Raw genomic sequence first — 11,734 nt, 5'->3', positions numbered from 1 at the left:
TTCGGGTTCAAAATCTACATCAAAATTCAACGCAATCATCATGCCACCGGTTCCCGCACCCTCACAAGGCCCAAAACAAGGCAGGGGCATCCAGGGTGCACCAAAAACTGGCCGCCACATTGCCTCCTGCACTACGAATGTGCAAAAGCCACAGATCCCGCTAAAGGTAGCACAGCCCGCCACCGGCGGTTTACCTGGAAATTGCATTTGGCACAGCTTTTGATTGCTTTTCCCCAGCGGCAAGAGAAAGCCCGGCGGCATTCGGTGTCACCGGGTTATTGACTCCGAACTGCTGGCACCGGACTGCAGCGACCGGTCACTGACAATAAGACACTGAATAGCGATGAATAAATCTCTCGGCATAATGCTGGTCGACGACCACCCCGAACGGGCGGAAATGGTCTGTGCCCAGTTGCGCTCGGCCGGCTATCGACTGCTGGCCCAGCTCAATAGCGCCGAGGGGCTACTCCTCCATGTGGAGAGGCACCGGCCGGATATCGTGCTGATCGATATCGAGTCCCCGGACCGCGACATCCTCGAAAGCCTGGCGATCATCAACCGCCAGAATCCCACCCCGGTAGCCATGTTCTCCCCCCGCGGCGACGCGGGCTTTATCGCCCGCGCGGTGGAGGCCGGCGTGAGCGCCTATATGGCCGAGGGCATCAGCGCAGAACGGGTGGCGCCGGCGATCGAGATCGCCATGGCCCAGTTCCGCAGCTACCAGCAATTGCGCCAGTCCCTGGAGCGCACCCGCCAGCAACTGGACGAACGCAAGGCCATCGAGCGGGCCAAGGGCCTGCTGATGGCCAAAAAGAACCTCAGCGAAGAGGCCGCGCACAAGACCCTGCGCAACCTGGCCATGAGCAGTAACTCCACCATGCGCGTGGTGGCGGAGCGAATTATTCAACATCTTCAGCCCGGAAATTGAGCCTTCAGCCCCAAAAAATTGAGCGACCCATGCCTACTTCCCTGAGCCCGGAAAAGAATCACCTCAAGCTGCTCTACTTGCGCCTCACCGACAGCGCGCCGCTGATCGTCGCCCGGGAAATGGGCTTTTTCAGCCGCTTCGGGCTCAAAGTGCAACTGCAGCGGGAGACCTCCTGGGCCACTCTGCGCGACAAGCTGATCGGCGGCGCCGCCGACGCCGCCGCTATGCTCGCCCCCATGCCGCTGACCCTGACACAGACCCTCCCACAGTGCGGAGAACGGCTGCTGAGCGGCCTGATCCTGAGCTGCAACGGCAACGCCATCACCCTTGCGGAATCCCTCTATCGCAAGCTGCCACTGCCGGCGGGTGATTGCGACGGCGGGCGGGTCGGCCAGGCGCTGAAGGAATACCTGCGCGCGCGCCCAAGTGGCGAAGCGCCGCTGCGTTTCGCCACCGTATACCCATTTTCCAGTCACGCACTGCAGCTGCGCCACTGGCTGCGCACCGCGGAGATCGATCCGGACCGGGATCTGCAGCTGCTGGTGCTGCCGCCGGAACAGATGGTGGACAACCTGGAGCGGGGGGAAATCGACGGCTATTGCGTGGGTGAACCCTGGAACACCATGGCCGCGCGCAGGGGCATCGGCGCAATCGCCACCCCCTGCAATACACTGCTGCCCGCCATGCCGGAGAAGGTACTGGCGGTCACCGAAAGCTGGCACAACGCCCACCCGGTTGCCCACATGGCCCTGCGCGCCGCACTGCTGCAGGCCTGCCGCTGGCTGGCAGAGCCCGCCCAACGCCGGGACGCCACCGCGCTGCTGGCGCGGGAGGAATACCTGGGGCTGCCGGAAGAGGTGGTGGCACCGTCACTGGCGGATCAGCTGTATCGCCGCAGCGATTCCGATGCCGCGGCCAATACCGGCTGGCACCTGTTCGCCGATGGAGACTACGGCAGCCCCACGGAGGAGAAAGCAGCACAGCTGCTGGAACTCTGCCGGGAATTCTCCCAGGTAAATGCGCAGGCCGCGGGGGCATTCCGCCCGGAGCTGTACCGGCAGACTGAGGAGTTCCTGCAGCGCCAAAAGTGATGGCACGTAATTTGAATACCAAACCCACATGACGATTTGCGTGTAGGGGCGGACCTTGTGTTCGCCCCTGTGGCAAAAAATCAATGAACGGACAACGAAGTCCACCGGCAGCGGCCCCAGGCCGAACCCCGTGGGCTTTTTTTATGCCCGCGGCAAAATCGAATAAAAGGAAACCACCATGTCCAGCGATACCCTGAACCTGTTTTCCTTCCGCGGGAAAACCAAAATCCTCCACCTCACGTGGGTGGCCTTCTTTATCTCATTCTTCGCCTGGTTCAGCCACGCGCCACTGCTGATGGCCATTGCCGACAGCCTGTCGCTCACCCCGGACCAGGTGAAAACCCTGCTGATCCTCAATGTGGCGCTGACCATCCCTGCGCGCATCGTGATCGGCATGCTCACCGACAAATACGGCCCGCGCCTCACCTATTCGCTGCTGCTGGCGGTGGGCAGCGTGCCCTGTTTTATCTTCGCGCTGGCGGACAGCTTCGTGCAGGCCGCCGTGGGCCGCTTCCTGCTCGGCTTTATCGGCGCGGGCTTTGTGGTGGGTATCCGCATGGTGTCCGAGTGGTTCCCGGCGCGCCAGCTGGGCACCGCCGAGGGCATCTATGGCGGCTGGGGCAATTTCGGCTCCGCCGCCGCAGCCATGACCCTGCCCACCGTCGCGCTGATTTTCGGCGGGGACGACGGCTGGCGCTACGCCATCGGCCTCACCGGTTTGATGGCGCTGGTGTACAGTTTTATCTACTACGCCACGGTCACAGACACCCCCAAGGGCTCCACTTATTTCAAGCCGAAGAAAATCGGTGCCATGGAAGTGACCAGCACGGGGGATTTCGTACTGCTGCTGGTAATGAAAGTGCCCATGTACGCGGCGCTGGCGCTGCTCACCTGGAAGCTCTCCACGGGCGTCAACATGATCTCCAGCTTCTGGGCCACTGTGATTTACTGTGGCCTGGGACTTCTCTATCTGCTCGACGCCAGAAAAACCTGGAGCATCAACCGCGAGGTATTCACCAATCCGCCGGCACCCATCCACCGCTACAAATTCAAACAGGTGGCGGTGCTCAACCTGCTCTATTTCGCCACTTTTGGCTCCGAGCTGGCGGTGGTCTCCATGCTGCCCCTGTTCTTTTCCGAAACCTTCGAGCTGGACCCGGTCAAGGCCGGCCTGCTGGCCTCCGGTTACGCCTTCATGAACCTGGTGTCGCGCCCCGCCGGGGGGCTGTTCAGCGACCGCTATGGACGCAAGTCCACCCTGCTGATCCTGGTTGTCGGCCTGGCGCTGGGCTACTTCACTATGAGCCAGATCAACGCACAGTGGCCCCTGTACCTGGCGGTATGCGCGGCGATGGCCTGCTCCTTCTTTGTGCAGGCGGGCGAAGGCGCGGTGTTTGCGGTGGTGCCGCTGATCAAGCGCCGCCTCACCGGCCAGATCGCCGGTATGACCGGCGCCTACGGCAATGTCGGTGCGGTCTTCTACCTCACCGTGCTGAGCCTGGTTTCCTACCAGGCCTTCTTCCTGGTGATCGCCGCCACCGCGGTTCTGGGCTTCGCCGCCACTCTTCTGATGGAAGAACCCGAGGGGCATATGGCCGAAGTACTGCCGGACGGCAGCGTGTCGCTGATCGATGTCGCTTAAGCTGGACGCACCGAGCCGTACCACCGTCGAGGCCCTGGAATTCTCCAGCGCCTCTCTCGCCGGCCGCCGCGAGCACAACGACGATGCCTGCGCGACCTGCGTGCCCGGCGGTGTCGAACTGCGCTACCGCGGCGCCCTGGCCGCGGTGGCCGACGGCGTCGCCTCCGCGGAAGCCGGTGGCGCGGCAGCGCGCGCGGCGGTCAGCGGCTTCCTGTCTGACTACTACAGCACCCCGGAAACCTGGACCATAAAACAGGCCGCGGCGCGGGTGCTGCAATCCCTGAACGGCTGGCTCCATCGCCAGGGAGGCGGCGGGGAGATAGCCCAGGGCTGGCTCACCACTTTCTCCGCGGTCATCTTCAAGGGCGCCAGTGCCCACCTGATCCATATCGGCGATTCCCGCATCCACCGGCTGCGCGACGGCAGGCTGGAATGCCTCACCCGCGACCACAGCCGCGCCCTTGGCCCCGGCCGGACCTTTTTGAGCCGCGCCCTGGGAATGGACGCCCATGTGGAAGTGGACTACCGCCGCGAACCCCTGCACCCCGGGGATATCTACCTGCTGACCAGCGACGGCGTGCACGAACACCTGCCCCCGGCGGCGATGGCGGAAATCCTGCAGCGCGGGGATGACGATCCGGCCCGGGCACTGGTGGACGCCGCTCTGGCCGCGGGTTCCGGCGACAACCTGAGCGCGGCCGTGTGCCGGGTTGAGCGGGTGGCCCAGCCGGAGGGAGACGACCTGCTGGCCCACAACCGCCAGCTTCCCTTTCCCCCGGACCTGCGCCCGGGCAACAAACTGGACGGTTACCTGATCCTGCAGGAGCTGCAGGCGAGTCCCCGGAGCCAGCTGTACCTGGCGCGGGACACGGAAACCGGCACTCTCTGCGCGATAAAAACCCCGTCGGTGAACTTCGCCGACGACCCGGCCTATATCGAGAGTTTTATCGCCGAGGAGTGGACCGGCCGCCGCCTGGACCACCCCGGCATCATCAGGATTCATCCACCCAAACCCGAGCGGCAGTTTCTCTACCATGTAATGGAGGCGATCGACGGCCAGAACCTGCGCCAGTGGATGCAGCTGAACCCCCGGCCGGAGTTGGAGCAGGTGCGCGACTTTATCGGCCAATTGGTCAGCGCCCTGCGCCGGCTGCAGCGGATGGAGATTATTCACGGAGATCTGAAGCCGGAAAACATCATGCTGACCAGGGACGGTCGCCTGAAACTGATCGATCTGGGCGGCGCCAGCGCCGCGGGCCTGGCGGAACACCTGCGCTTTCGCGACGGCACGCCACCGGGCAGCAAGAACTACGCCGCCCCGGAGTACTTCTTCGGCGACAGTCCCAGCCACCGCTCGGACATCTTTTCCCTGGGCGTGATCACCTACGAATTGCTCACCGGTCACTATCCCTACCGGGAGCGTTTCGGCAGCCGCCACTACCAGTTGAAAAGCTACGCCGGCCTGCAGTACACCAGCGCCCGGCAGCACCGCGCCGATATCCCCGAGTGGATAGACGGCGCCCTGCAAAAGGCCTGCGCTCCAGACCCGCGCCATCGCTATCCGGCGCTGTCGGAATTCGTGCACGACCTGCACACCCCCAATGCGGAGTTCACCGCGGGAGAGGACCGCCCTCTGATGGAGCGCAATCCGCTGCTGTTCTGGCAGCTTGTCGCGCTGTTGCTGCTGCTCTCGCACCTGCTGCACTTGCTTTGAATGCCGGGAGCGCCGAGCCCCAGCTCGGCTTGCGGGCCGCAGGCCCGCCTGCAAGTCCCATCGCGGCCAACGGCGGATGGCCGCCCCGCCGCTCCTACAGATGGAGGTGGCGGGCACCATTCGGGGGCAAATAACTTTAATGCGCACCAATTTATTGCAAAACGGCCCGACATATCGCCCCGGCGTCCCGCAAAACCTCATAAAACCCCGGTTGGCACAAACCTTGAATATCTACCGATACCAACACAAAAATTTATCCCCCTAACGAGGCAACGGCGCCTGGACTCTTCGGCAGAAGAGGAAGCGCCTGTGCCACGCCACCGCGCCTTCCCTGCCGAAAATTCAGAACAAGATGGCAGGACTTATGGTTAAGCAAAAACTGATCGTGATCGGCAACGGCATGGTGGGCCACCACTTCCTCGAGCAACTGGCCGAGCGGCCGGAAAAGGCTCTCTTCGACGTCACCGTCTTCTGCGCCGAACCCAGGCCCGCCTACGATCGGGTGCACCTGTCGGAGTATTTCGCCGGCCGCTCCGCCGACGACCTGGCGCTGGGCAAGGTTGAACAGTACCGGGAGTGGGGCTTCGAGCTGCTGCTGAATGACACCGCCGTGTCCATCGACCGGAAGAACCAGACCGTCACTTCCACCAGCGGGGTCACTAAGCCCTACGACCGCCTGGTGCTCGCCACCGGCTCCTACCCCTTCGTGCCGCCGATTCCCGGACACGAACACGAGAAATGCTTCGTCTACCGCACCCTGGAAGACCTGGACGCAATCCGCAATGCCTCCCAGGGCGCCAGCATCGGCGTGGTGGTCGGCGGCGGCCTGCTCGGCCTGGAGGCGGCCAACGCACTGAAGGAACTGGGGCTGGAAGCTCACGTGGTGGAATTCGCCCCGGGGCTCATGTCGGTACAGCTGGACGAGGGCGGTTCGGAACTGCTGAAAAACAAGATCGAGGACCTGGGCGTAACCGTACACACCAGCACCGCCACCGAACTGATCGAGGAGGTGGACGGCCGCCTGCGCATGCAGTTCAAGGGAGAGCGCGAACTGTTTACCGATCTGATCGTCTTCTCCGCCGGTATTCGCCCCGAGGACAAGCTGGCCAAGTCCGCCGGTCTGCAACTGGGCGAGCGCGGCGGTATCTCTATCGACGAGTCCTGCCGCACTTCCGACGAAAATATCTTCGCCATCGGCGAGTGCGCCCTGTACAACAATTTCATCTACGGCCTGGTGGCCCCCGGCTACACCATGGCGCGCAGCGCGCTGGCGCAACTGTGCGGCGAGACCAGCGAAGTCTTCACCGGCGCCGACATGAGCACCAAACTGAAACTGCTCGGCGTACAGGTGGGCTCCATCGGCGACGCCCACGGCCGCGCCGAGGGCGCCGCGGCAATCACTTTCGTGGACGAGCAAAGCGGCATCTACAAGCGCATGATCACCGACGGTGAGGGCAAAAAGCTGCTCGGCGCGGTACTGGTGGGCGACACCGGCGACTACGACCAGCTGCTCCAGTACCACCTCAACGATATAGAGCTGCCAGAGCACCCGGAACAGCTGATACTCCCGGCCGCCGACGGCGCCGCCCCCGCTCTCGGTGCCGGCGCCCTCCCCGCCACTGCCACCATCTGCTCCTGTCACAATGTGAGCAAGGGCCAGATCGTCGACGCGGTACAGGGAGGCTGCTGCTCCCTGGCCGAGGTCAAGGATTCCACCAAAGCCTCCACCGGCTGTGGCGGCTGCGCCGCGCTGCTGAAAAACGTGGTGGACGAGGAGTTGGCGGCCCTGGGCGTGGAAGTGAACAACAATATCTGCCCCCACTTCGCCTTTACCCGGCAGGAGCTGTTCCACATAGTCCAGGTGGAGCAAATCAAAACCTTCCCCGAATTGCTGGAAAAGCACGGCAGCGGCCGCGGTTGTGAACTCTGCAAGCCGGCGGCGGCATCGATCTTCGCCTCCCTGTGGAACGAGCATATCCACAAAAAACCGCACGTGGGCCTGCAGGACACCAACGACACCTTTATGGCCAACATGCAGAAAAACGGCACCTACTCCGTGGTGCCGCGGGTGGCCGGCGGCGAGATCACCCCGGACAAGCTGATCGTGCTGGGCCAGGTGGCGAAGAAATACAACCTCTACACCAAGATCACCGGCGGCCAGCGCATCGACCTGTTCGGCGCGCGGCTGGAGCAGCTTCCGGAAATCTGGCGCGAACTGATCGACGCCGGCTTCGAGACCGGTCACGCCTACGGCAAATCCCTGCGCACGGTGAAATCCTGCGTGGGCAGCACCTGGTGCCGCTTCGGCGTGCAGGACAGTGTGGGCATGGCACTGGAAGTGGAGAACCGCTACAAGGGCCTGCGCTCGCCGCACAAGATCAAGATGGCGGTGTCCGGCTGCACCCGCGAGTGCGCCGAAGCGCAGAGCAAGGACGTGGGGGTTATCGCCACCGAGAACGGCTGGAACCTGTTCGTGTGCGGCAACGGCGGCATGCGCCCGCGCCACGCGGATCTCTTCGCCACCGACCTGGACGACGAAACCCTGATCAAATACATCGACCGCTTCCTGATGTTCTACGTGCGCACCGCCGACAAGCTGCAGCGCACCTCGGTGTGGCTGGAAAACCTGGAGGGCGGGCTCGACTACCTGCGCGAGGTGATCATCGATGACAAGCTGGGAATCTGCGAGGAGCTTGAGGCGCAGATGGCCAATATCGTCGGCACCTACCAGTGCGAGTGGAAGACCGCCATCGAGGATCCGGAAATGCTCAAGCGCTTCCGCCAGTTCGTGAACACTGACCAGGCGGACGAGAAAATCGTCTTCGTGGAGGAACGCGGCCAGCCTCGCCCGGCGCGGGAAGAGGAAATCGTAAAAATTGCCGAGCCGGCCTAATGGTGCACTGAAGGGGTGGAAGGGCGGCCCCGCTGCCGGGAACCGGTTGCGGGACACACCGTGAATCCATCCCTGGAGGCTTGTCGGTCGGGTCCCTCCGACCGACAGTCCCGCAACCGGTTCCCGGCATCGAGGCCTTCGCATCCAACACCCCGTCATTCCGGTGAAGGCCGGAATCCAGGATTGCGGAGTGCCATGCCGGATACGACTTCCGCCGGTAGAACAAATAAATATTTCTGCTGCTTATTTTTCAGGAGCAAACCATGACCCAAGTTGCCATAACCCACCCCCAGTGGCAGCCGATCTGCAAGCGATCAGATCTGGTTGCCGATTCCGGTGTGTGTGCCCTTGTGGGCGATTCCTCTCTGGGTAACAACAGAAGCATCGCCCTTTTTTTTCTTCCCGACTGCGAGCCCGAGCTGTACGCCCTGGACAACTGGGATCCCTTCTCCAAAGCCGGCGTTATCGCCCGCGGTCTCGTTGCGGAAGTGGACGGCCAGCTCACGGTTGCCTCGCCGCTGTACAAGCAGCATTTTCGCCTGAGCGACGGCGTCTGCCTCGAGGACGAGAACGTTAAGCTGAACAGCTACCAAGTCGCCTTTGACGGCGACACCGTGTGCATCGCCGTCGATCTCTGAACATGGCGTTACTCGAGCGCTTTCGCGCACAGAAAACCTGCACCACCTGCCCCTACTGTGGTGTGGGCTGCGGTGTAACAGCCACCGTGAAAAACCGCGGCGATGAGCAGGCGGCATCGGTCGCCGGCGACGAGCAGCATCCGGCCAATGCCGGCCGCCTGTGCGTCAAGGGTTCCGCCCTGGCGGAAACCCTGGGTGAACACGGCCGCCTGCTGCGCCCGCGCCTGCGCGGCAGGGAGTGCGACTGGGACAGCGCCATGGATTTCATGGCGAGGCAGTTCAAACGCACCATCGCCGAACACGGCCCCGACTCAGTGGCCTTTTACCTGTCCGGCCAGTTGCTTACCGAGGACTACTACGTCGCCAACAAGCTGATGAAAGGTTTTATCGGCAGCGGCAATGTGGATACCAACTCGCGCCTGTGCATGTCCTCGGCGGTGGCCGCCTACAAACGCGCGCTCGGCGCGGACGCGGTGCCCTGCTGTTACGAGGATCTGGAAGAGGCGGAACTGGTGGTGCTGGTGGGCTCCAACGCCGCCTGGACCCACCCGATACTCTTCCAGCGCATGCAGGCGGCAAATGCCAAGCTGGTGGTGATCGACCCCCGCGCCAGCGCCACCAGCGAGATGGCGGACCTGCACCTGGCGATCACCCCCGGCAGCGACGGGGCGCTGTTCAACGGCCTGCTGAATCACCTGTCCGAGGTGAATTCCCTTGACAGGGAATTCATAAACAATCACACGGAGAACTTTGCGCAGGCTTTGGACGCCGCGCGTGAGTGGACGCCGGAAAAAACCGCTGAACACTGCGGCCTGTCCCACGACCAGTTGATGGACTTTTTTACGCTTTTTTCGCGCAGCGAAAAAACGATCAGCTTCTACTCCCAGGGCATCAACCAGTCCAGCAGCGGCACCGACAAGAACAACGCGATCATCAACTGCCACCTGGCCACCGGGCGCATCGGCAAACCCGGCGCCGGGCCCTTTTCCATCACCGGCCAGCCCAATGCCATGGGCGGGCGCGAGGTGGGCGGGCTGGCCAATATGCTCGCCGCGCATATGGATTTCACCCCGGAAAATATCGACCGCGTGGGGCGCTTCTGGCGCTCGGGCTCCATGGCGAACAAGCCGGGACTGAAAGCGGTGGATCTCTTCCGGGCGATCGAAAGCGGCGAGATCAAGGCCGTCTGGATCATGGCTACCAACCCGGCGGTGAGTATGCCGGATGCCGGGCGCGTGGCCCGCGCACTGGAGAAATGTCCGTTGGTGGTGGTCTCCGATTGCGTGGCGGACACCGACACCGCCCGCTGTGCCGACCTGCTGCTGCCCGCCACCACCTGGGGGGAGAAAAACGGCACCGTAACCAATTCCGAGCGGCGCATCTCCCGTCAAAGATCCTTCCTGACACCACCCGGCGAGGCTCGGCACGACTGGCAGATAATCTGCGACCTGGCCACGCAGATGGGCTTCGGCGAAGCCTTCGCCTACACCCATCCGGTGGATATTTTCCGCGAGCACGCCGCCCTCTCCGGTTTTGAGAACCAAACCGGAAAACCGGGCAGCCGGGCATTCGATATTTCCGCGTTGGCGAATCTCAGCCAGCGCGAATACGACCAGCTGCAACCGGTACAGTGGCCGGTCAACAGCGCCAATCCGGAAGGAACCCAGCGGTTGTTCGCGGACGGGCGCTTCTATACCGCGAGCGGCCGTGCGCAATTTGTGCCGGTGCAGCCGCGCAGCCCCGAGCAGAAACGCAGCGCCGAATACCCGCTGTGGCTCAACAGCGGCCGCCTGCGCGACCAGTGGCACACCATGACCCGCACCGGCCGCGCGCGAAAATTGCTGGACCACAGCGAACTGCCGGAAATACAGATCAACCCGCGGGATGCCAAACAGTGGCATGTCGACGACGGACAACTGGTGGAAGTGCGCAGCCCCCGGGGCATCCTCTGCGGCCGCGCGGCGCTCACCGGGGCGCAAAAAGCCGGGGAACTGTTCGCCCCCATTCACTGGAGCGAAACCCTGGCACACCGGGCGCGAGTCAGCGCGCTGGCGGAACCAGTCACCGATCCCTACTCGGGCCAGCCGGAGTTCAAGCAGCTTTCGGTGCGGCTCAAGCCGTTGCCCGTGCACAGCTACGCCAGCCTGCTGTGTCGCCGGGAAAGCGCCGAACGCATTCAGCAGTGGCTGCCGGAGGCGGACCTGGTACACTGGTACCGGGTCCCCTGCAGCGGCGGCTACCGCTACGAGCTGGCGCTGCGCGAAGCGCCGGACTGGCGCGCACTGGGCGAGCAACTGCTAGGGCGCAACGACCTGCACTGGCAGCAACTGCGACTGCTCCAGGGGGAGCGCTGGCTGGCCTACGGCCAGCAGGTGGACCTGCTGGTCTTTACCGGTGGGGATTGGCGCACCCTGCCGGACCGCCAGGTGCTGGAGAACAGCCTGGAACAACCGCTGCCCAAGGAACCCGCGCAGCTACTGCAGAATATTCCCCCCGGTGCGCAGATGGTGTGCAGCTGTATGCAGGTTTCCCGGCAACAGATCCAGGAAGCCATCGAACGCGGCGTCGACTCGGTGGAATCCCTGGGCGAGGAACTGGGCTGCGGTACCAACTGCGGCTCCTGCAAACCGGAAATCGCCGGGCTGTTGCGCAAGCTTGCAGAGCAGGCCGCCTGAAAGCCGGGCGTTCCATTCCGTAGGGTGCGCCGTGCGCACCGACAAGCCTGCGGTGCGCACGGCGCACCCTACGCGGGACCCGGTCCCGGGTCCCGAACAGTATTGCATTTCCCCCCAAGCGCGCTAAGGTCCCCCCATCCGCAACAAAAAGAT

7 protein-coding genes are annotated in these 11,734 nt (G+C 63.6%); all 7 read left to right on the top strand.

The genetic code is table 11. The features are described 5' to 3' along the window. The first annotated feature begins 343 nt into the window (after positions 1-343). Entirely contained in the window at positions 344-928 is a 585-nt protein-coding gene (locus PP263_RS21675; RefSeq protein ID WP_246394330.1) for an ANTAR domain-containing response regulator, read from the top strand. A gap of 29 nt (positions 929-957) precedes the next feature. Further along, positions 958-2,019, top strand: a complete 1,062-nt coding sequence (locus PP263_RS21670; protein WP_308366164.1) for a CmpA/NrtA family ABC transporter substrate-binding protein — start codon at positions 958-960, stop codon at positions 2,017-2,019. A gap of 178 nt (positions 2,020-2,197) precedes the next feature. Continuing rightward, positions 2,198-3,661 carry a NarK family nitrate/nitrite MFS transporter gene (locus tag PP263_RS21665; RefSeq protein ID WP_308366163.1) on the top strand — a complete coding sequence of 488 codons (1,464 nt, stop codon included), beginning with the start codon at positions 2,198-2,200 and terminating at the stop codon, positions 3,659-3,661. Continuing rightward, positions 3,651-5,375 (top strand): protein kinase, encoded by a 1,725-nt coding sequence (locus PP263_RS21660; RefSeq protein WP_308366162.1) that lies wholly within the window; start codon positions 3,651-3,653, stop codon positions 5,373-5,375. Before PP263_RS21665 ends, PP263_RS21660 begins: the two co-directional genes overlap by 11 nt. Before the next feature lie 364 nt (positions 5,376-5,739). Next, positions 5,740-8,268, top strand: coding sequence for a nitrite reductase large subunit NirB (gene nirB, locus PP263_RS21655; RefSeq protein ID WP_308366161.1), 2,529 nt, complete (start codon positions 5,740-5,742; stop codon positions 8,266-8,268). Between the two features lie 263 nt (positions 8,269-8,531). Beyond that, a complete protein-coding gene (nirD, locus tag PP263_RS21650) occupies positions 8,532-8,906 on the top strand; it encodes a nitrite reductase small subunit NirD (protein ID WP_308366160.1) in 375 nt (124 codons plus the stop codon). 2 nt (positions 8,907-8,908) lie between these two features. Beyond that, complete coding sequence (locus PP263_RS21645) at positions 8,909-11,581, top strand: nitrate reductase (RefSeq protein WP_308366159.1); 2,673 nt, start codon at positions 8,909-8,911, stop codon at positions 11,579-11,581. The last annotated feature ends 153 nt before the right edge of the window (positions 11,582-11,734 follow it).

Source organism: Microbulbifer sp. TB1203, from assembly GCF_030997045.1.
Taxonomy (GTDB): domain Bacteria; phylum Pseudomonadota; class Gammaproteobacteria; order Pseudomonadales; family Cellvibrionaceae; genus Microbulbifer.
The sequence above is the reverse complement of the archived record's forward strand: the minus strand, read 5'-3'. Positions and strand labels throughout refer to the sequence as shown.

Bases quoted from the DNA above. Each gene is read 5' to 3' on its own strand.
- nirB (WP_308366161.1), top strand. From the start codon at position 5,740: ATGGTTAAGCAAAAACTGATCGTGATCGGCAACGGCATGGTGGGCCAC.
- PP263_RS21645 (WP_308366159.1), top strand. From the start codon at position 8,909: ATGGCGTTACTCGAGCGCTTTCGCGCACAGAAAACCTGCACCACCTGC.
- PP263_RS21660 (WP_308366162.1), top strand. From the start codon at position 3,651: ATGTCGCTTAAGCTGGACGCACCGAGCCGTACCACCGTCGAGGCCCTG.
- PP263_RS21670 (WP_308366164.1), top strand. From the start codon at position 958: ATGCCTACTTCCCTGAGCCCGGAAAAGAATCACCTCAAGCTGCTCTAC.
- PP263_RS21675 (WP_246394330.1), top strand. From the start codon at position 344: ATGAATAAATCTCTCGGCATAATGCTGGTCGACGACCACCCCGAACGG.
- nirD (WP_308366160.1), top strand. From the start codon at position 8,532: ATGACCCAAGTTGCCATAACCCACCCCCAGTGGCAGCCGATCTGCAAG.
- PP263_RS21665 (WP_308366163.1), top strand. From the start codon at position 2,198: ATGTCCAGCGATACCCTGAACCTGTTTTCCTTCCGCGGGAAAACCAAA.